We start from the raw sequence: 21,036 nt of genomic DNA, 5'->3' as shown, positions 1-21,036 counted from the left end.
CCCACGGGCGTCACGGCGTGACCGGACCCGGCCATCATGCGGGGCCGCGTATTGTGAACACGGCACCCGATGTTGGCAAACGGCCCCCGTCCGCGCTCCGGACCACCGCCGGGCCCGCTGGGCGGGACTCGACGGCTGCCCCTACACTCTCCGGATGCTGCGCTTTGACAACGTCCACGTGCGCCGGGGTTCCCGGCTTTTGCTGAATGGCGCGAACTTTCTCGTTCATCCCGGCTGGCGCGTCGGCCTCACCGGCCGCAACGGCAGCGGCAAGAGCAGCCTGCTCGCGCTGATCGCCGGCGAGCTGGCCGCGGACGCGGGCGATTTCGCCCGCCCGCGCGACTGGGTGCTCGCCCATGTGCGCCAGCAGGCCGAAGCCTACGCCCACTCGGCGCTCGACCACGTACTCGACGGCGACGCGGAATACCGCCGGCTCGAACGCGAACTGGCGCAAGCGGAGGCTGTGCACGACGCCGCTCGCCAGGCGGCGCTGCACGACCGGCTGCATGCGATCGGCGGTTATGCGGCGCGCGCCCGCGCGGGAGAACTGCTGCATGGCCTCGGCTTCGCAGCGGGCGACGAATCGCGCGCGGTGGCCGAGTTCTCGGGCGGCTGGCGCATGCGCCTCAACCTTGCGCAAGCGCTCATGTGTCGCTCGGACCTGCTCCTGCTCGACGAGCCGACCAATCATCTCGACCTCGATGCGGTGCTCTGGCTCGAGGATTGGCTGCGCCGCTACGAGGGCACGCTCGTCGTGGTTTCGCACGACCGCGAATTCCTCGATCGCGTCGTCACCCATGTGCTGCACATCGCGGACGCGAACGCCGAACTGTTCGCCGGCACCGTCAGCGCATTCGAACGCAAGCGCGCCGAGCGCCTCGCCCAGCAGCAGGTCGCGCACGAACGGCAGCAGCGCGAACGCGCGCGCCTGCAGCGCTTCGTCGACCGCTTCAAGGCGAAGGCGACCAAGGCGAAACAGGCGCAGAGCCGCGTCAAGGCGCTCGAGCGCATGACCGAGATCGCCGCGGTGCGCGTCGAGTCGGGCATCGAGTTCGAATTCGCCGCGCCCAACGCGTTGCCCGACCCGTTGCTCGGCCTCGACGAAGTCGCGGTCGGCTACGGCGAGCGCCGCGTGGTCGAGCGCGTGCGCCTTTCGCTGCGCCCCGGTGACCGCATCGGGCTGCTCGGCGCCAACGGCGCCGGCAAATCGACGCTGATCAAGACGATCGCGGGCAGCCTGCCTGCGCTCGCCGGCGAGCGGCGCGCGAACAAGGGCCTCGCGATCGGCTACTTCGCGCAGCACCAGGTCGAGCAGCTCGATGCCGATGCGACGCCGGTGCAGCATCTGCTGCGCCTGGATCCCGCGCTCGGCGAGCAGGCCGCGCGCGACTTCCTCGGCACGTTCGGCTTCGCCGGCGAGCGCGCGCTGGCGACCGTGCGCGGCTTCTCCGGCGGCGAGAAGGCGCGCCTCGCGCTCGCGCTGATCGTGTTCGCGCGGCCGAACCTGCTGCTGCTCGACGAACCGACCAATCACCTCGATATCGACACGCGCGAGGCGCTCGCCGAAGCGGTGCAGGAGTTCGCCGGCGCAGTCGTGCTGGTCGCGCACGACCGCGCCCTGCTGCGCGCGGTCTGCGACGACTACCTGCTCGTGCAGGGCGGCCGGATGCAGGCATTCGACGGCGATCTCGACGACTACGCGCGCCTGGTACTCGCCGCCTCGCGCACGCCGGCCACGCCGACCGTCGCCGCGGAAGGAGATTCCCGCCGCGAAGCGCGCCGTGACCGGGCCGGGCAGCGCGCACGCCTCGCACCGCTCAAGAAGGAAGTCGTGCGCATCGAGCGCGAACTCGCCGCGCTCGAGGCCGAGCGATCCGGGCTGGAGCGCGAACTCGCCGACCCCGCGCTGTACGCCGCCGCGGACGGCACCGCGGTCGCCACGCGCGTGCGCCGGCAGGGCCAGCTCGCGCTCGAGATCGACGCGCTCGAGCAGGCCTGGCTCGAGGCCCATGCGGCGATTGAAGCCGCCGAAACAGGCTAGCCAGTCCCGAACGCTTCCGAGCGACGAAAGACCCCTGCCAGGATGTTGAAAAAGGCGCTATCCAGCGCTTTTTTCAACTCAGCGCGTCCGGCGCATGTCCGGACTCGCTTCCGCGATTCAACGACGTGCGTCGTCGACGCGCGAGCGATTCCATCCCTGGATCGCGTCCGCAAGCTGTTTTTCAACAGCCTGCTACGCACCCTATCCCCCATCGGTCATGGGTCCGGGCGCTTGACCTTGGGCTTTTTGGTGTTATAGTTAACTACAACACTAGTTCATCGAGCGCCTCACGGAGGCTGTCATGAGGAACCACCCCACCCCCCTGTCGATGGATCTGGCCCGCGCGCTGTTGCCGCGTCGTGGCGTCCATCTGCTGGCCCTGGCCTTCGCGCTGTCCCTGACGGGCGCGTCGATGGCCTTCCTGTCGAAGGGTCTTGCGGCTGACGAGCCGGTCGCCACGGCTGCCGCGCAAGCGGCCGACGAGCCGGTGATGCTGCCTACCGTCGTCGTGCGCGCGGAACCGGAGATCCCCACGCTCGCGACGGTCACCGTGCGCGCGGGCGACGCCGCGTCGGGCGGCCCCGACCGCACCGCGCGTCCCGGCTTCCAGCCGGTGCACGCGGTGACTTCATTCGCCTCCGCCGGCTCGGCCGGGGCGGGATTCGGCATGCCCTACTATTCCTTCGGCAAGCCCCTGCGCCACGGCACCGAGGAATGACGCTGATGAGCATCGCGTGGAACGATTCGACGCCGATCTACCGCCAGCTGCGCGACCGCGTGGTGGCGATGATCCTCGACGGCGTCCTCAAGCAGGGGGATCCGTTGCCCTCGGTACGCCAGGTCGCCGGTGATTTCCAGATCAATCCGATCACCGTGTCCAAGGCCTACCAGGAACTGGTCGATGAGAATCTGGTGGAAAAGCGGAGGGGACTTGGCATGTACGTGACCGACGGCGCGCGCGACGCGCTGCTGAAATCCGAGCACGAACGCTTCCTGCGCGAGGAATGGCCCACCTTGTCGGCGCGCCTGGACCGTCTTGGCCTGAGCCTCAAGGAACTGATGGCGGCGGTGGGCAGGGAGGAGAGCCGATGAGCGCGATCATCCATGCCCGCCGGTTGAGCAAGCGCTACGGCGCGACCAAGGCGCTCGATGCGGTCGACTTCGAGATCGAGGCAGGCCGCATCGTCGGCCTGATCGGACCGAACGGCGCGGGCAAGACCACGGCGCTGAAGGCGATCCTCGGCCTGACCGACTACGAGGGCGAGCTCAAGGTGCTCGGCCTCGACCCGCACACCCAGCGCACGCAACTGATGGAACAGGTCTGCTTCATCGCCGACGTCGCGGTCCTGCCGCGCTGGTTGCGCGTGCGCGAGGCGATCGAGTTCGTCGGCGGCGTGCACCCGCGCTTCTCGCGCGAGAAGTGCCTCGCCTTCCTATCGCGCACGAAGATCGGCCAGGACATGCGCGTGCGCGAACTGTCCAAGGGCATGATCGTGCAGCTGCACCTCGCGCTCGTGATGGCGATCGACGCGAAACTGCTCGTGCTCGACGAGCCGACCCTCGGCCTCGACATCCTCTACCGCAAGGCGTTCTACGAGAGTCTCCTGTCGGATTACTTCGACGAGCAGAAGACGATCATCGTGACGACGCACCAGGTCGAGGAGATCGAGCACATCCTGACCGACCTCATGTTCATCCGCGACGGCAAGGTCGTCCTCGCCGCGACGATGGACGAAGTGGGCGACCGCTACGCCGAGGTGATGGTCAACCCGGACAAGGCCGATGCGGCGCGGGCGCTCAAGCCGCTCAACGAACGGCAGATATTCGGCAAGTCGATCTTCCTGTTCGACGGCATCGACCGCGCGCGCCTTGCCGGACTCGGTGAATTGCACAAGCCAAGCGTCGCCGACCTGTTCGTCGCGACGATGAAAGGAACCTACGCATGAAGACCCTTCCCCTACTGGTCAAGCGCGAATACTGGGAACATCGCGGCGGCTTCCTGTGGACGCCGGTGTGGGTCACCGGCATCACCCTGCTCCTCACCGTGCTCGGCCTCATCACCGCGGAGATCTTCCGCAGCCGCGCGCACGTGCAGGTCGGTTTTTCGCTCGACATGCTGCGCCAGAACATCGACGCGAAAGACTGGACGGACGCGGGCTACGGCCTCGACGTCGTGCAGTTCATGTTCGGCGCGCTGCCGTGCATTGCCCTCTTCTTCGTGCTGTTCTTCTACCTGCTCGGCACGCTCTACGACGATCGCCGCGACCGCAGCGTGCTGTTCTGGAAGTCGCTGCCGGTGTCCGACCTCGCGACGGTCGCGTCGAAGGCGTTGACGGCGATGTTCGTCGCGCCGCTGATCGCGCTGGCGGTGTCCACGATCGCCTACGTCGCATTCCTCGTCATCGTCGGCACCTGGCTGTCGCTGCACGGGCTCAACGTGCTGCCGGCGATCGCCGCGTCGCATCCGATCCGCACGGCCTGGCGCATGCTCCTCACGATCCCCGTCGACGCGTTGTGGGCACTGCCGGCGATCGGCTGGCTGATGTTCTGGTCCGCCTGGGCGCGCAGCAAGCCGTTCCTGTGGGCCGTCATGCTGCCGATCCTCGTCGTGTTCGCGAACTGGTGGATCGGCGTGCTCGGCGGCCCGCACTTCGGCGGCGTGCTCGACGTCGCGAAGATCCTCGGACGCCTCCTGCTCAGCGTCGCACCGGGCGGCTGGATGAGCCTCGAGGGCGCCGAAGGGATCCGCGAATGGATGCCCCACCCCGGCGTCGACAGCGGCGGCCTGCTCGCACCGGAACGCTTGCTCGCCGTGATCACCTCGGCGAACCTGTGGATCGGCGTCGCCGGCGGCCTCGTCCTGCTCGCCGCAGCGGTGTGGGTGCGCGGCCGGCGCATCGAGGTGAACGCCTGACGCGCCGACCCGGCCGGCAACGAAGAAGGGCCGCTTTCGCGGCCCTTTTTTTCCGGCGATCCGCGATGCGATCAGCGCAGCGTGTCGTTGAGCACCTTGTACTTGTTGGTGCCGTCGGCCTGCAGGCCCGCCTGTTGCAGGTCGAGCGTGCCGACCAGCCAGAATCGCACGATGTCTCGGCCCATGCGGCGCACGACGGCAGCGGCATCGCCACTCACGTAGATCACGTCGCCGCTCTTGAGCTTGGCCGGCTCGATCGTTTCGCTGATCGGATGGCCGTCGTTGAGGCTCTTCTCCAGCGACGTGCGCGCAGGCGCGCCTTCGGCCGGTTCACGCGCGGTCAGCGAGGTCGCGCCGGTCGCGAATTCCTTGCGCAGCACACCTTCGCCGCGCACCGACGAGAGCACCTGGTAGCGATCGGCCGCGAGCGGCTTGAGTTCGGAACGGCGCACGTCGATGTCACCGTCGAGCCAGTACAGCGCGAGGCGGCGGCCTTCGCGACGCGTGACCGCCCGCACCGGACCGTCGACGTAGAGCGTGTCGCCCGACTGCAGGGCGGCAACGCCGAGGTTGCCGTCCGCGGTGCGACCGTCGTTGAGCGTCTTCTCGAAGCGCGCCCGGATCGCGTCGGCGTCGTTCGTCGACGCGGGCTTCGCCGCGGCGGCGACGGGCGCAGGAGCGGCAGCAGCCGGCGCCGGCGTCGCCGCACGGGCGGCGGCGGCCTCGGCATCGGCACGCGCCTTCGCGGCTTCCGCCTCGGCGCGAGCCTTTTCGGCTTCGGCGCGGCTCTTGGCGAGCTCCGCTTCGGCCTTCGCCTTCTCGGCCTCGGCCTTCACGCGCTCGGCTTCGGCCTTCGCCTTCGCCGCTTCGGCCTTGGCCTTCTCCGCGTCGGCCTTGCTCGCGTCGGCGACCTTCGGTGCCGCCGCGGCGGCGGCCGCAGCGGCCTTGCTCTCCACGCGCACGAGCACGTTCTCGTAGAAGCCTTCGCGCATCACGACGTCGGCATTGCCGCCGGCCTTGACCTTGGCCGCGATCTTCGAATGCCACTCGGCCGGCGCGGTGATCACCAGCCGGCTGCCGGACGCGGCCGCCTGCTTGCCGAGCGCGGCGAGCGTGCCGTCCGCCTTGCCACTCTGGAAGTTCGCGCCGCTGATGTCGGTGTTCTCCTGCGCATATGCGCTGCCGGCGGCCGCCAGTGCCGAGGCGAGGATCAGTCTTTTCAACATGTCAAAAACTCCAATCGGTACTCGTCTTGGGAAATCCGGAGGGGCCCTGGCTCGACTCGGATGTCCGCGTCCACGCCATGGCGAAGCCGGTACACCCCTGCAGCCGATCGCCACGACGCAGTCCTTCGCGGCCAGTGCTTCCCGTCAAACGACGCAGTCTGCTGAGCGGTTCGTCGCAACGGCATGTGCCGTTCGCCACGGCCGCACCCCACCTTTACCTTTCTTGTCCTTTCAGCCGCCGGCGGAGCCGCCGTGGATGCCGCCCTTGGCCAGTGCGGCCGGGTCGAGCAGCTCCTCGAGCTTCCTGCGCGGCAGTCCGGTGGTTTCGAGCGCGACGTCCAGGATCGGCCGGCCCTCCTTGTAGGCCTGCTTCGCCGTCGCCGCGCCCTTGTCGTAACCGATCACCGCGTTGAGGGCGGTGACCAGGATCGGGTTCTTGTCGAGCGCTTCCTTGATCTTGTCCTCGCGCACCTTGAAACCCGCGATCGCCTTGTCGGCGAGCAGGCGCGATGCGTTGGCGAGCAGATCCACCGACTGCAGCAGGTTGAGCGCGACGACCGGCAGCATCACGTTGAGCTGGAAGTTGCCGCTCTGCCCGGCGATCGTGATGGTCGTGTCGTTGCCGATCACCTGCGCGCAGACCATCGCCATCGCTTCCGGAATCACCGGATTGACCTTGCCCGGCATGATCGACGAACCCGGCTGCAACGCCGGCAGTTCGATTTCGCCGAGGCCGGCGAGCGGGCCGGAATTCATCCAGCGCAGGTCGTTGGAGATCTTCATGAGCGTGCAGGCGAGCGTCTTCATCTGCCCTGACAGCTCGACCGCGGCATCCTGCGAGCCGATGCCTTCGAAATAATTGTCGGCCGACTCGAACTTCACGCCGGTGAGCCGGGTCAGTTCCGCCGCGACGCGCGGACCGAGCTCGGCGTCGGCATTGATGCCGGTACCGACGGCGGTGCCGCCCTGCGGCAGCTTGCGGATGCGTTTGAGCGCATCCTGCAGGCGTTCGATGCCCGAGCGGATCTGCGCGGACCAGCCACCGAGTTCCTGGCCGAACGTGACCGGCATCGCATCCATGAGATGGGTGCGGCCGGTCTTGGCGACCTTGCGCAGTTCCTTCGCGCGCAGGTCGATCGCCTTCTTGAGGTGCGCGAGCGCGGGCAGCAGCTTCTCGCTGACCGTGAGCGCGGCGCTGACCTGGATGGCGGTCGGGATCACGTCGTTGGACGACTGGCCGTTGTTGACGTCGTCGTTCGGGTGGACCTTGGTACCCGCGGCCGCGCACAGGTGCGCGATGACCTCGTTGGCATTCATGTTCGACGAGGTGCCCGAGCCGGTCTGGAACACGTCGATCGGGAACTGCGCGTCGAACTCGCCCGCCGCGACGCGCGCGGCCGCCTTGCGGATCGCCTTCGCACTGGTCTTCCCGAGGTGGCCGAGGTCGGCATTAGCCTGCGCCGCGGCCGACTTGATCAGGCCGAGCGCGCGGATGAACTCGCGCGGCATGGTCAGGCCCGAGATCGGGAAATTGTCGACGGCGCGCTGCGTCTGCGCGCCATACAGCGCATCGGCGGGCACCTTCAATTCGCCCATGCTGTCGCGTTCGATCCGGTACTGGCTCATCGAGGATTCTGCTGCGGAAATGGAATTCCCGATTATAGCCGGTCGCCGCCGCCCCCGCCGGACGGCCGTCACGGCGACGATGGTCGGATCGGCCGCCGCGCGCCCGGATGCTACAATCGTGGGCCGTTCCCCCCGACCGGCACATGCTGCAGAACCTGCTCTACGTCGGCGCGGCGCTGCTGCTGGTGCTGCTCAACGGCTTCTTCGTCGCCGCCGAGTTCGCCCTCGTCAAGCTGCGCCAGACCCAGGCCGCGACCCTCGCCGACAGCCATGGCTGGCGCGGCCGCCTGCTCGCCGACGTGCACGGCCATCTGGACGCCTATCTGTCCGCCTGCCAGCTCGGCATCACGCTCGCCTCGCTCGGCCTCGGCTGGATCGGCGAGCCGGCGTTCGCGCGCCTGCTCGAACCGCTGTTCGCGCGCCTCGGGATCGGCCCCGAGACGACTCAGGTCGTCGCCCTGGTGATCGCGTTCACGCTGATCTCCTACCTCCACATCGTGCTCGGCGAACTCGCGCCGAAGTCGATGGCGATCCGTCGCCCGGAACGCTACTCGCTGTTCACCGCGGCGCCGCTGTACGCGTTCTACTGGCTCATGTACCCGGCGATCCGCCTGCTCAACGCCAGCGCGAACGGCATGCTCGCCCTGTTCGGCCTCGGCGCCGCCGGCCACGGCGACGACGAACACCACTACTCGCGCGAGGAACTGCGCCTCATCGTGCACGCCAAGCATGCGAGCCGGGCCGGCGAGGAGTACTCGATGATGCAGAACGCGCTGGACCTGCCCGAGCTCGTCGTCGGCGACGTGCTGCGCACGCGCGACCAACTCGCATCCTTCCGCGACGGCATGGATCGCGACGCGGTACTGGCCGAATTCCGCCGCAGCCGCTACAGCCGCTATCCCTGGTTCGAGGCCGACGGCGACCGCGTGCGCGGCGTGCTGCACATGAAGGACCTCTTGCGCGCGATGGCCGAGCACGGCGACGCCACCGACCTCGTCGGCCTGCTGCGGCCACCGATCCTGCTGCCGCTGCATGCGCCCGTTCTCGACGTGCTCAAGCGCTTCCGCACCGGCGACACGCACCTCGCGCTCGGCGTCGAGGAATCGGGCCGGGTCGCCGGCTTCTTCACCCTCGAGGACATCCTCGAAGTGCTCGTCGGCGACATCGAGGACGAGCACGCGCGCAGCGGCGGCAGCCTCGCGCCGCGGCCGAAAGGCACCGAATTCACGATTTCCGGCGGCACGCCGATCTATCGGCTCGAGCGCCTGCTGGAACGCGACATCGACGCCCCCGCCGACGTCAATTCGGTCGGCGGCCTTATCATCCATCGCCTCGAACGCCTGCCGCACGAGGGCGAGACGCTCGCCTTCGACGGCTTCGAGCTCACCGTGCGCACGATGCAGGGCGCCCGCGCCAAGACCATCCTCGTCAAGCCCCGGCTTGCCGACACGAACGACCGCAAGGAAACGCAATGAGCCCGACCCTGACCGCCCTGTCGCCGCTGGACGGACGCTATGCCGGCAAGACCGTCGCGCTGCGGCCGATCTTCAGCGAGTTCGGCCTCATGCACCGGCGCGTGCTGGTCGAGCTGCGCTGGCTGCTCGCGCTCGCCGACGAGCCGAAGATCGGCGAAGTGCCGGCGCTGTCGACCGCCGCGCGCGCGGCGCTGCTCGCGATCGGCGATGCGTTCTCGGAAACCGACGGCGATCGCATCAAGGAGATCGAGCGCACCACCAACCACGACGTCAAGGCGGTCGAATACTTCATCAAGGAGAAGGTCGCCGGCCACGCCGAACTCGCCGCGGTGAAGGAGTTCATCCACTTCGCCTGCACCAGCGAGGACATCAACAACCTCGCCTATGCGCTGATGCTGCGCGATGCGCGCGACGGCGTGCTGCTGCCCGCGTTCGACGCGACCGCCGCGAAGCTGCGCGCGCTCGCGCACGAACACGCCGCGCTGCCGATGCTGTCGCGCACCCACGGCCAGACCGCGTCGCCGACCACGCTCGGCAAGGAAATCGCCAACGTGCTCGCACGCCTCGAGCGTCAGCGCCGGCAGATCGCCGCGGTGGAACTGACCGGCAAGATCAACGGCGCGGTCGGCAACTACAACGCGCACGTGGTCGCCTACCCCGAAGTCGACTGGCCGGCGTTCGCGCGCCGCTTCGTCGAATCGCTCGGCCTCGTGTTCAATCCCCACACCACGCAGATCGAACCGCACGACTGCGTGGCCGAGATCGGCGACGCGGTGCGCCGCGCGAACACGGTACTGATCGATTTCGCGCGGGACGCCTGGGGCTACATCTCGCTCGGCTACTTCCGCCAGCAGCTCAAGGCCGGCGAAGTCGGCTCGTCGACGATGCCGCACAAAGTCAACCCGATCGACTTCGAGAACGCGGAAGGCAACTTCGGCCTCGCGAACGCGCTGTTCGAGCATTTCAGCGCGAAGCTGCCAATCAGCCGCTGGCAGCGCGATCTCACCGACTCCACCGTGTTGCGCGCGCTCGGCACCGCGTTCGGTCACACGCTGATCGCCCTCGACGCGCTGCAGCGCGGCCTCGGCAAGCTCAATGCGGCGCCGGAACGGCTAGCCGCCGACCTCGACGCGAGCTGGGAAGTCCTCGCCGAGGCGGTGCAGACCGTGATGCGCCGCCACGGCCTGCCCGAGCCGTACGAGCAGCTCAAGGCACTCACGCGCGGCCAGGGCATCACGCGCGATGCGCTGCGCGACTTCGTCGCGCGACTGGACCTGCCTGCCGATGCGAAGCAGCGCCTGCTCGCGCTCGTGCCCTCCGGCTACGTCGGGCTGGCGCCCGAGCTCGCACGCGGGATCTGATCGATGTTCGGTGCGCGCTCCATCGCTTCGTCCGCGCGCGCCGACGCGATGCCCCGGTGTGTGCGCGCCGGCCGCGCGCGGGTCGCCCTCAACGGCGGAGCGGCACGATGAAGATCGAAGTCCAGGCCCGCTCGAACCAGCCGCTCGGCATGTCGCCGGCGACGTTCCTGCGCGACTACTGGCAGAAGCGGCCGCTGCTCGTGCGGGGCGCGTTCCCCGGTTTCACCAGCCCGGTCGCGCCTGATGATCTCGCGGGCCTCGCCTGCGAAGAGCTCGCGCTCTCGCGCATCGTCGTCGAGACACCGGCGAGGGCCGAAAACAGACGGGCGACCCGGGCCGGCAGCGCCGACGCGGCAGCCCGCAGCCGCTGGGAATTGCGCACGGGTCCGTTCGCCGAAACCGATTTCGCCATGCTGCCGAAGACGCACTGGACCCTGCTCGTGCAGGACGTCGACAAGTGGGACGCCGACGTCGCGGCCCTGCTCGACGCCTTCGCATTCCTGCCCCGCTGGCGCATCGACGACGTGATGATCAGCTACGCCGAGGACGGCGGCTCGGTAGGCGCGCACGTCGACCAGTACGACGTGTTCCTGCTGCAGGGGCTTGGCCGCCGCCGCTGGGAGATCAGCACGGACCCGGCCGCGCCGAGCGCGTTCCGCGATGACGTCGAACTCAAGCTGCTCGCCGAATTCGCGCCGACCCACGAGTGGGTGCTCGAACCCGGCGACATGCTCTACCTGCCGCCCGGCATGCCGCACCACGGCGTCGCGCTCGGCGCCTGCATGACCTACTCGATCGGCATGCGCGCGCCCTCGCAGGCCGACCTCATCGGCGACTTCGTCGACCACCTGATCGAGACCCTGCCCGAAGAAGCACGCTACGCCGACGCCGATCTCGCGCCGGCGAACGGCGACGGCGAGATCGACGATGCGGCGATCGCGCGCGTGGCGCGGGCGATGCCATGGTTGCGGATCGACCAAGGCGTCGTTCCCGGCCCGGCGGCGGAGCCGGAGCGCAAGCGCATTTCCGCATCGAAGGACGCGACGCCAGGGCCCGATCGAGAGACTGGCGGCTGTTCGGGCAGCGTTGGCGCGTCGTCGCTTCGTACGTGGTTCGGCAAGTTCATCACGCGCTATCGTGCCGCGCAGCTCGCTGCGCCACCGCCACGGCGGCTCGGCGATGCGGCGTTCGCGCGCGCGATCGCCGAGGGCGCGCGCGTGCAGCGCAACCCGTGGTCGCGTTGCGCGTGGATGCGCGAAGGCCGCCGCGCGCACCTGTTCGTCGCCGGCGAGGCCTACCCGTGTTCGCTCGCGCTCGCCCGCGCGCTCGGCGGCGACCGCTCGCCGTCACTGGCCGACGTGACCGACGCGCGCGACCGCGCGCTGCTGCGCACCCTCGTCGACGCCGGCCATTTCGCACTCGCGCGCGAGCGACGCGGTGGAGGCCGCCCATGAACACCCCGACGATCCGCGACGACTTCCGCGTGGAGCCCGCATCCTGGGACGCCGACTTCGAGGACCTTCGCAGCGTGCGCGAACAGGTGTTCGTAGTCGAACAGGCGGTGCCGCGCGAGGACGAGATCGACGAGCTGGATCCGAAGTCGCGCCACGTACTCGCGCGCGACGCGGATGGTCGCGCGATCGGCACCGGGCGCCTCGCGCCCACGCAGGCGATCGGCCGCGTCGCGGTGCTCGTCGGGTGGCGCGGGCGCGGCGTCGGCCAGGCGATCATGCGCGTCCTGCTCGAACAGGCGCGCGCGCTCGGCTACCCCGCGGTCGAACTGCACAGCCAGGCACATGCGATCCCGTTCTACGCCGCGCTCGGCTTCCGCAGCGAGGGCGAGCCGTTCGTCGAGTGCGGCATCCCGCACCAGACGATGCGACTGGATCTCGCGCCGAACGCGGCGCGCGAGCCACCGCCGCTGCCGCCGGTTCCGGCGGCACGCACGCTCGTGGTCGAGGACCGCGAACAGGCGCTCGCGGCGGTCGGCGAACTCCTCGCCGACGCGAAGTACGAGCTCGCGATCTACACGCGCGACCTCGACGCCGCGCTGTTCGACGTCGCCGCATCGCTCGATGCGATCAAGCGGGTCGCGCTGTCGGGACGCCATGCGCAGATCCGCATCCTCGTGCAGGATCCGCGCAAGGCGATCGCCGATGGCCATCGGCTGGTCGCGCTGGCGCAGCGCCTGCCGAGCGCGATCGCAATCCGCACGCCGGTGGAGGAGCAGGACCTGCAGTATCCGGCCGCCTTCCTGCTGAACGACCGCCGCGGTTACCTGTTCCGGCCGCTCGGCAACCGGCTCGAAGGCGAAGGCTCGACCTATGCACCGGGACGGCACGCGCAGCTCGTCGCGCTGTTCGACCAGATCTGGGAGCGCTCGGTGCCGAGCGAGGACTTGCGCGTGCTTGCGATCTGAACGCAAAGCCCCACTTGGGCACGTGTGCATCTGCAACAAACCCGCCTGAACGGGCTATACTTCCGACGTTGTGCCGGCCGGCCGAGCAACGGCCGCGGCGAGCACACCCCGAGGCGCGCAACCGCGCGCTTTTTCGTCTGCATGGTGGCAGCGTGAGCGCAAATCCTTCCCAGCCCAGCCTACTCCAGCAATTCCAGGCGACTTCGCCGATTTCCGGCGGCAATGCCGCATTCGTCGACGACCTCTACGAGTCATGGCTGGCCGATCCTTCCAGTGTCGGCACGGGCTGGCAGACGTATTTCGCGTCGCTCAAGGGCCGCGAAGCCGGCGACGTGCCTCACTCCGCCGCGATCGCTCGCATCGAAGCGGCGCAGAAGCTCGGCCCGCGCGCGGCCGCACCGCTGGCCGCCGTCGCCGCCGGTGACGCGCCGTCGCAGAAGCAGGCGGGCGTGCTCAAGCTCGTCACCGCCTATCGTTCGCGTGGCCATCGCGCCGCGCGGCGCGATCCGCTCGACATGGAACATGCGTTCCCGGGCTCCGACCTCGAGGCGATCGGCCTGCTGCCGCGCCCGTCCGCCCCGGATCTGGAACCGGGCTTCCACGGCCTCGGCGCCGGCGATCTCGACAGCGAATTCAGTACCGGCTCGCTCGCCGGCCCGCAGCGCCTCACGCTGCGCGACCTCGTCGCGCGCCTCAAGGCGACCTACGCCGGCAGCATCGGCGCCGAGTTCATGCACATCTCCGACGTCGAGCAGCGCCAGTGGGTGCACGAGCAGCTCGAACGCGCGGCGGGCGACTACGGCCTCGGTGCCGACGACAAGAAGCGCGTGCTCGAAAAGCTCGTCCAGGCCGACGGCCTCGAGCGCTACCTGCACACCAAGTACGTCGGCCAGAAGCGCTTTTCGCTCGAAGGCGGCGACAGCCTGATCCCGCTGCTCGACGAGCTGATCCGCCGCGGCGGCGCCGACGGCATGAAGGACATGGTCATCGGCATGGCCCATCGCGGCCGCCTCAACGTGCTCGTCAACGTGCTCGGCAAGTCGCCGCAGAAGCTCTTCGCCGAGTTCGACGGCAAGTTCGACCATCCGGACGACCCGGCCCATTCCGGCGACGTGAAGTACCACATGGGCTTCAGCGCGGACGTGAAGACGCCGGGCCGCACCGTGCATCTCGCGCTCGCGTTCAATCCCTCGCACCTCGAGATCGTCAATCCGGTCGTGTGCGGCTCGGTCCGCGCGCGCCAGACGCATCGCCGCGACACGGCGCGCGAGCACGTCGTGCCGGTGCTCATCCACGGCGACGCCGCCTTCGCGGGCCAGGGCGTCAACATGGAGCTGCTCAACATGTCGCAGGCGCGCGGCTTCGCGGTCGGCGGCTCGATCCACGTCGTGGTCAACAACCAGGTCGGCTTCACGACGTCCAACCCGCACGACGCACGCTCGACGCTGTACTGCACCGACGTCGCGAAGATGGTCAATGCGCCGGTGTTCCACGTCAACGGCGACGACCCGGAAGCCGTGTTGTTCGTCGCGCGCCTCGCGTTCGACTACCGCCAGAAGTTCAAGCGCGACGTCGTCATCGACCTCGTCTGCTATCGCCGCCATGGCCACAACGAGGCGGACGAGCCTGCCGCGACGCAGCCGCTCATGTACCAGCTCATCCGCGCGCGCAAGACCGCTCGCGAGCTGTACGCGCAGAAACTGATCGCCGAGGGCGTGATCGCCGAGGGTGATGCGCAGCAGCTCGTCGACGCGTACCGCGCCAAGCTCGAGGCCGGCACGCCGATCGCCGAGCTCGATCCCGCGTTCAAGGACGAATTCGCGATCGACTGGCGCCCGCACGTCGGCGCCAGGCTCTCGCAGGCGGTCAAGACCGGCGTCGCCAAGGACGCGCTCGCCGCGCTCAACCGCACGATCCTGACCCTGCCGCAGGGACTCACCCTGCAGCCGCGCGTCGCGAAGATCTACGACGACCGCCTCAAGATGGCCGCGGGCGAGCAGCCGATGGACTGGGGCTTCGCCGAGAACCTCGCCTATGCCTCGCTGATCGCCGACGGCTGCGACCTGCGCCTGGTCGGCCAGGATTCGGGGCGCGGCACGTTCTTCCATCGGCATGCGGTACTGCACGACCAGGGCAGCGGTGGCGAGTACGTGCCGCTCTCGCGCGTGCGCGATGACGCCGACGTCACCATCATCGATTCGCTGCTCAGCGAGGAAGCGGTGATGGCGTACGAGTACGGCTACTCGACCGCGCAGCCGAACACGCTCGTGCTGTGGGAAGCGCAGTTCGGCGACTTCGCCAACGGCGCCCAGGTCGTCGTCGACCAGTTCATCTCGTCCGGCGAAGCGAAATGGGACCGCCTGTCCGCACTCGTGCTGCTGCTGCCGCACGGCTACGAGGGCCAGGGCCCTGAGCATTCGTCCGCGCGCCTCGAGCGCTACCTGCAGCTGTGCGCACTCGACAACATGCAGGTGTGCGTGCCGACCACGCCCGCGCAGATGTTCCACCTGCTGCGCCGGCAAATGCTGCGCGACTGCCGCAAGCCGCTGATCGTGATGACGCCGAAGTCGCTGCTGCGCCACAAGCTCGCGGTGTCCTCGCTCGACGAACTCGCCAACGGCGGCTTCCAGCTCGCGATCGGCGACACGACCGCGAAGAAGGGCGCGAAGGTGCGCCGCGTCGTGCTGTGCTCGGGCAAGGTCTACTACGACCTCGTCGAGGACGCGGCCAAGCGCAAGATCGACGACGTCGCGATCGTGCGCGTCGAGCAGCTCTATCCGTTCCCGCGCACCGAAGTCGCCGCGGAGCTCGCCAAATACCCGGCCGCGCAGGACGTGGTCTGGTGCCAGGAGGAGCCGATGAACCAGGGCGCGTGGTACCAGATCCAGCATCACCTCAACAAGGTCGTCGGACCCAAGCAGAACCTGCTGTACGCAGGCCGCGCGCGTTCGCCCGCACCGGCCGCGGGGCACTTGTCCACGCACGTCGCCGAGCAGGCTGCGTTGCTGGAACAGGCGCTCGTCGCGCCCGCAGGCACCGATACCATCGCGGAGTAAACCCCTCTCCCGGCGGGAAGGGCTCGAGAGAAAATTTTCCAAGGACAACCCCATCATGGCCACCGAAGTCAAAGTTCCCGTCCTGCCCGAGTCCGTCTCCGACGCGACGATCGCGACCTGGCACAAGAAGCCCGGCGACGCGGTCAAGCGCGACGAGAACCTGGTCGACCTCGAGACCGACAAGGTCGTGCTCGAAGTCCCGGCGCCGGCGGACGGCGTGCTGAAGGAGATCAAGTTCGACACGGGCGCGACGGTGACCAGCCAGCAGGTGCTCGCGATCCTTGAGGAAGGCGCCGCCGCTGCTGCGGCGGCCCCGGCCGCGAAGGCCGCGGAACCTGCGAAGGCGGAAGCGCCGAAGGCGGCCGCGGCTCCCGCGTCCGCTCCGGCGAAGTCGGCGGATCTCTCTCCGGCCGGCCAGCGCGTCGCGACCGAGAACAAGCTCGACCCGTCGCAGGTCGCCGGCACCGGCCGCGACGGCCGCGTGACGAAGGAAGACCTCGTCAACTTCATGCGTTCCGGTTCGCCGGCGGCGACGCCTGCCCCGTCCGCGCCCGCCTTGAAGCCGATGCCCGGCGCGCGTCCGGAAGAGCGCGTGGCGATGACGCGCATGCGCTCGAAGATCGCCGAGCGCCTGATGCAGTCGAAGAATTCGATCGCGATGCTGACCTCGTTCAACGAGATCAACCTCGCCAAGGTCAGCGCGATGCGCAAGGAACTCGGCGAGCAGTTCGAGAAGGCGAACGGCATCAAGCTCGGCTTCATGAGCTTCTTCGTCAAGGCCGCGTGCGAAGCGCTCAAGCGCCATCCGATCATCAACAGTTCGGTGGACGGCAGCGACATCATCTACCACGGTTACCAGGACATCTCGGTCGCGGTGTCGACCGACAAGGGCCTCGTCACGCCGGTGCTGCGCGACGCACAGAACATGGGCTTCGCCGAGATCGAGAAGGCGATCGCGACCTACGCGAAGAAGGCGCGCGAAGGCGGCCTCACGCTCGACGACCTGCAGGGCGGCACGTTCACGATCACCAACGGCGGCACGTTCGGTTCGCTGTTCTCCACGCCGATCGTCAACCCGCCGCAGAGCGCGATCCTCGGCATGCACACGATCAAGGAACGCGCGATCGTCGAGAACGGCCAGGTCGTCGCCGCGCCGATGATGTACGTCGCGATCAGCTACGACCACCGCATCATCGACGGCAAGGACGCGGTGCTGTTCCTCGTCGACATCAAGAACCAGCTCGAGAATCCGCACAAGATGCTGTTGGGCCTGTAAGGCCCGACAGCACGTGATTGGTGATTCGTGATTGGTGATTCGCCAAGGCGACGCCGGTCAAGCCCCTTCGGCTTCTTCGAATCACGAATCACCAATCACCCATCTCAATGAGCGAAACGACCCCATGAGCGACCAGAATTTCGACGTCATCGTCATCGGCGGGGGTCCCGCCGGCTATCACGCCGCGATCCGCGCCGCGCAGCTCGGCCTCAAGACCGCCTGCATCGATGCCTGGACCGGTGGCGACGGCAAGGCCGCGCTCGGCGGCACCTGCCTCAACGTCGGCTGCATTCCGTCGAAGGCGTTGCTCGATTCGTCCAAGCAGTTCTGGAACCTGACCCAGCACTTCGATGTGCACGGCATCACGACCAAGGGTGCGGCGATCGACGTCAAGACGATGATCGGCCGCAAGGACAAGATCGTGAAGCAGTTCACCGGCGGCGTCGCGATGCTGTTCAAGCAGAACAAGATCGCCTCGTTCCTCGGCAAGGGCAAGCTGCTCAAGGACCGCCAGGTCGAGATCACCGCGCCCGACGGTGGCAAGCAGGTCATCGCGGGCACCAACGTCATCATCGCGACCGGCTCGACTCCGATCGAACTGCCGTTCGCGAAGTTCGACGGCAAGGCGATCGTCGACAACGCCGGCGCGCTCGCGTTCGATGCGGTGCCCAAGCGCCTCGGCGTGATCGGCGCGGGCGTGATCGGCCTCGAACTCGGCAGCGTGTGGAAGCGCCTCGGCGCGGACGTCACCGTGATCGAAGCGCTGCCGGATTTCCTTGCGGCCGCCGATGCGGACGTCGCCAAGACGGCCGCGCGCGAATTCGCCAAGCAGGGCCTCAAGATCGAACTCGGCGCGAAGCTGTCGAAGGCCGAGGTCAAGGGCAACGAAGTCCATCTCTCGTACGCGGGCAAGGATGGCGAGAAGCAACTCGTCGTCGACAAGCTGCTCGTCGCGGTCGGGCGCCGCGCCTATACCGACGGCCTGCTCGGCGACGGCACCGGCGTCAAGCTCGACGAGCGCGGTCGCGTCGTCGTCGACGAGCACTGCTGGGCCGGCGTCGAAGGCGTGTGGGCGGTCGGCGACTGCGTGCGCGGCCCGATGCTCGCGCACAAGGGCTTCGAGGAAGGCATCGCGGTCGCCGAGCTCATTGCGGGCAAGGCCGGACACGTCAACCTCGACACGATCCCATGGGTGATCTACACCGAGCCGGAAATCGCCTGGGTGGGCAAGACCGAAGCGCAGTGCAAGGCCGAGAACATCCCGTACAAGACGGGCAGCTTCCCGTTCGCCGCGGTCGGGCGCGCGGTCGCGATGAACGAGCCGGCCGGCTTCGTCAAGGTCATCGCGCACGCGGAAACCGATCGCATCCTCGGCTGCCACATCGTCGGCGCGAACGCGTCGGAACTCATCGCCGAATGCGTCGTCGCGATGGAGTTCAAGGGCTCCGCCGAGGACCTCGCGCGCATCGTGCACGCGCATCCGACCTTGTCCGAAGCGGTGCACGAGGCGGCGATGTCGGTCGACAAGCGGGCGATCCACAAGGGCAACTGACGCTCCTTGCCGTCATCCCGGCGAAAGCCGGGATCCAGCCCTTCGAGAGGTCATCAAGCAACCGCGTGTCTACATGCTGGCCAGCATTTGGAATGGCGCCCTCCAAGTGGGAGTGACGACCGATCTGATCAAGCGCGTATGGGAACGCAAGAGCGATTTCGTCGAGGGTTTCACGGAGCGTTATCGTGTGCACGATCTCGTCTGGTTCGAGCAGCACGAGACGATCGAGTCGGCGATCCTGCGCGAGAAGCCCTCAAGGAATGGAAGCGGCGCACGGAAGACCAGGACGATCGAAACCATCAAACCGCGATGGCGTGATTTCTATCCCGATCTCCTTGCCTGATCGGCGTGGAAGGCTGGATCCCGGCCTTCGCCGGGATGACGAGCAAAGCAGCGAGCGATGACCATGAGCGCGATTTCTTCTTTCGAGGCCTTCCGCATCCGCGACGACGAGCGCGGCTACCGCGCCGGTATCGAGACGATGCGCACGAACGACCTTTCGCCCGGCGAGCTGCTGGTCAAGGTCGCGTACTCGTCGGTCAACTACAAGGACGCGCTCGCCGGCACCGGCAAGGGCAAGATCCTGCGGCGCTTCCCGCTCAATGGCGGCATCGACGTCGCGGGCTATGTCGCCGCGTCGACGGATCCTGCATTCAAGGAAGGCGATGCGGTGCTCTGCACCGGCTGCGGGCTGTCGGAGACGCGCGATGGTGGTTACGGCCAATACGCGCGCCTCGAATCGAAATGGACGATTCCGTTGCCCCAGGGGCTGACCCTGCGTGAGTCGATGGCGCTCGGCACGGCAGGGTTCACCGCGGCGTTGTCGCTGTTCCAGCTCGTGCGCAACGGCCAGACGCCGGAGATGGGCCCGATTGTCGTCACGGGCGCGACCGGCGGCGTCGGTTCGCTCGCGATCGACATCCTCACCCGCGCCGGCTTCGAGGCACATGCGATCACCGGCAAGGTCGAGCAGTTCGACTGGCTGATCGGCCTCGGCGCGAGGCAGTGCATCGCCCGCGAAGGTCTCTACTGGGGCCAACGTCCGCTCGAGACCGCGCGTTGGGCCGGCGCGATCGACAACGTCGGCGGCGACATGCTGGCGGGCCTCACCCGCGTGATCCGCCCTTACGGCAACATCGCGAGCTGCGGGCTCGCCGCGTCCGCCGACCTCGCGACCACGGTCATGCCGTTCATCATCCGCGGCCTGAGCCTGCTCGGCGTCGCCTCCGCCGGCACCGCGCGCGCGATCCGCGACCAGGTCTGGGAGCACCTTGCGAGCGACTGGAAACCGGCGCATCTTGACGTCATTGCCAACCGCGAGGTCGCCCTCTCGGAGCTGCCCCCGGTTTTCGATACGATGCTGGCCGGCGGGTCCCTCGGCCGGACGGTCGTGAGGATTGCCTGAGCGGTCTTTGCCGGCGACTCGCCGGCGTCTAGAATGAACCCTTCAACAGGGGAAACTGCAACATGTCCAGAGTACTGATCGTCGACGATTCGCCGTCCCAGCTCGTTGGTATGAAGCGTACCGTCGAGAAGCTCGGTCATCAGGTCATCACCGCCGAAGATGGCGCCGCCGGCGTCGAAGTCGCCAAGCGCGAGCTGCCCGACCTGATCCTGATGGACGTCGTGATGCCGAACCTCAACGGTTTCCAGGCCACGCGCACGATCTCCAAGGATCCGAAGACGAGCCACATCCCGATCATCCTCGTCACCACCAAGGACCAGGACACCGACCGCGTCTGGGGCATGCGCCAGGGCGCGAAGGCCTACGTGACCAAGCCGATCGACGACGCCGAGCTCACGCGCGTCATCAAGGAATACCTGCCGGCCGGCTGAGTCCGCGCGCCCGCTCCGGGCGCGCAGCACACGCCCTGTGGAAGCGGCCGAAGCCGCGATGCGCTTGCACCCGAGCGCCGGGCTGGTCGCGCGCCGCGTCCAAGAGCATCGCGGCTTCGCCCGCTCCCGCGAAGAACGCGTGCGTAGGCAGGATCGAGGCGCGCAGGGGGGAACCGGCGCTGGCGCGCCAAGATCCCCCCTGCCTGAAGACAAAGGCGCGTGGATCGTACTCAGGGTACGCCCGCGCGCGTTGT

Annotated in this window: 17 protein-coding genes; 15 read left to right on the top strand and 2 right to left on the bottom strand. The window is 68.4% G+C overall.

From position 1 onward, the window contains the following. The first annotated feature begins 154 nt into the window (after positions 1 to 154). The 5 genes from ACTHK2_RS12605 to ACTHK2_RS12585 all read left to right on the top strand — a co-directional run bounded on the left by ACTHK2_RS12605 (position 155) and on the right by ACTHK2_RS12585 (position 4,955). Positions 155 to 2,041: an ATP-binding cassette domain-containing protein gene (locus ACTHK2_RS12605; RefSeq protein ID WP_440246071.1), complete on the top strand. Its 1,887-nt coding sequence runs from the start codon at positions 155 to 157 to the stop codon at positions 2,039 to 2,041. A gap of 301 nt (positions 2,042 to 2,342) precedes the next feature. Beyond that, complete coding sequence (locus ACTHK2_RS12600) at positions 2,343 to 2,759, top strand: hypothetical protein (protein ID WP_440246070.1); 417 nt, start codon at positions 2,343 to 2,345, stop codon at positions 2,757 to 2,759. A 5-nt stretch (positions 2,760 to 2,764) separates the two neighbouring features. After that, entirely contained in the window at positions 2,765 to 3,133 is a 369-nt protein-coding gene (locus ACTHK2_RS12595; RefSeq protein WP_440246069.1) for a GntR family transcriptional regulator, read from the top strand. Further along, a complete protein-coding gene (locus ACTHK2_RS12590; RefSeq protein WP_440246068.1) occupies positions 3,130 to 3,987 on the top strand; it encodes an ABC transporter ATP-binding protein in 858 nt (285 codons plus the stop codon). The genes ACTHK2_RS12595 and ACTHK2_RS12590 overlap by 4 nt, the downstream gene beginning before the upstream one ends. Continuing rightward, entirely contained in the window at positions 3,984 to 4,955 is a 972-nt protein-coding gene (locus ACTHK2_RS12585; RefSeq protein ID WP_440246067.1) for a hypothetical protein, read from the top strand. The genes ACTHK2_RS12590 and ACTHK2_RS12585 overlap by 4 nt, the downstream gene beginning before the upstream one ends. Before the next feature lie 71 nt (positions 4,956 to 5,026). Here the strand turns inward: ACTHK2_RS12585 and ACTHK2_RS12580 are convergent, their stop codons facing one another. Both ACTHK2_RS12580 and ACTHK2_RS12575 read right to left on the bottom strand, forming a co-directional pair. Next, entirely contained in the window at positions 5,027 to 6,181 is a 1,155-nt protein-coding gene (locus tag ACTHK2_RS12580) for a hypothetical protein (RefSeq protein ID WP_440246066.1), read from the bottom strand. A 231-nt stretch (positions 6,182 to 6,412) separates the two neighbouring features. Further along, complete coding sequence (locus tag ACTHK2_RS12575) at positions 6,413 to 7,807, bottom strand: class II fumarate hydratase (protein WP_440246065.1); 1,395 nt, start codon at positions 7,805 to 7,807, stop codon at positions 6,413 to 6,415. A 143-nt stretch (positions 7,808 to 7,950) separates the two neighbouring features. On the opposite strand from ACTHK2_RS12575, the gene ACTHK2_RS12570 reads away from it, so the two are divergent. The 10 genes from ACTHK2_RS12570 (at position 7,951) to pilH (ending at position 20,782) form a co-directional block, all read left to right on the top strand. After that, positions 7,951 to 9,282, top strand: coding sequence for a hemolysin family protein (locus tag ACTHK2_RS12570; protein ID WP_440246064.1), 1,332 nt, complete (start codon positions 7,951 to 7,953; stop codon positions 9,280 to 9,282). Then, the gene (gene purB / locus ACTHK2_RS12565; RefSeq protein WP_440246063.1) at positions 9,279 to 10,643 is read left to right on the top strand and encodes an adenylosuccinate lyase; all 1,365 of its coding nucleotides are present in this window, start codon (positions 9,279 to 9,281) and stop codon (positions 10,641 to 10,643) included. Before ACTHK2_RS12570 ends, purB begins: the two co-directional genes overlap by 4 nt. 107 nt (positions 10,644 to 10,750) lie before the next feature. Beyond that, a complete protein-coding gene (locus tag ACTHK2_RS12560) occupies positions 10,751 to 12,097 on the top strand; it encodes a JmjC domain-containing protein (protein WP_440246062.1) in 1,347 nt (448 codons plus the stop codon). Further along, on the top strand, positions 12,094 to 13,062 hold the full coding sequence (locus ACTHK2_RS12555) for a GNAT family N-acetyltransferase (RefSeq protein WP_440246061.1): 969 nt from the start codon (positions 12,094 to 12,096) through the stop codon (positions 13,060 to 13,062). Before ACTHK2_RS12560 ends, ACTHK2_RS12555 begins: the two co-directional genes overlap by 4 nt. A gap of 152 nt (positions 13,063 to 13,214) precedes the next feature. Then, positions 13,215 to 16,118, top strand: coding sequence for a 2-oxoglutarate dehydrogenase E1 component (locus ACTHK2_RS12550; RefSeq protein WP_440246060.1), 2,904 nt, complete (start codon positions 13,215 to 13,217; stop codon positions 16,116 to 16,118). Positions 16,119 to 16,173: 55 nt separating this feature from the next. Then, positions 16,174 to 17,394, top strand: a complete 1,221-nt coding sequence (gene odhB, locus ACTHK2_RS12545; RefSeq protein WP_440246059.1) for a 2-oxoglutarate dehydrogenase complex dihydrolipoyllysine-residue succinyltransferase — start codon at positions 16,174 to 16,176, stop codon at positions 17,392 to 17,394. Between the two features lie 124 nt (positions 17,395 to 17,518). Further along, entirely contained in the window at positions 17,519 to 18,946 is a 1,428-nt protein-coding gene (lpdA, locus tag ACTHK2_RS12540) for a dihydrolipoyl dehydrogenase (RefSeq protein WP_440246058.1), read from the top strand. A 73-nt stretch (positions 18,947 to 19,019) separates the two neighbouring features. Next, positions 19,020 to 19,289: a GIY-YIG nuclease family protein gene (locus ACTHK2_RS12535; RefSeq protein WP_440246057.1), complete on the top strand. Its 270-nt coding sequence runs from the start codon at positions 19,020 to 19,022 to the stop codon at positions 19,287 to 19,289. Positions 19,290 to 19,352: 63 nt separating this feature from the next. Continuing rightward, the gene (locus ACTHK2_RS12530; protein WP_440246056.1) at positions 19,353 to 20,351 is read left to right on the top strand and encodes a YhdH/YhfP family quinone oxidoreductase; all 999 of its coding nucleotides are present in this window, start codon (positions 19,353 to 19,355) and stop codon (positions 20,349 to 20,351) included. Positions 20,352 to 20,413: 62 nt separating this feature from the next. Next, a complete protein-coding gene (gene pilH, locus ACTHK2_RS12525; protein WP_131994591.1) occupies positions 20,414 to 20,782 on the top strand; it encodes a twitching motility response regulator PilH in 369 nt (122 codons plus the stop codon). The last annotated feature ends 254 nt before the right edge of the window (positions 20,783 to 21,036 follow it).

Origin of the sequence: Dokdonella sp. (assembly GCF_051958935.1) — a bacterium.
Classification (GTDB): Bacteria; Pseudomonadota; Gammaproteobacteria; order Xanthomonadales; family Rhodanobacteraceae; genus Dokdonella_A.
This window is presented reverse-complemented; position numbering and strand designations above follow the sequence as displayed.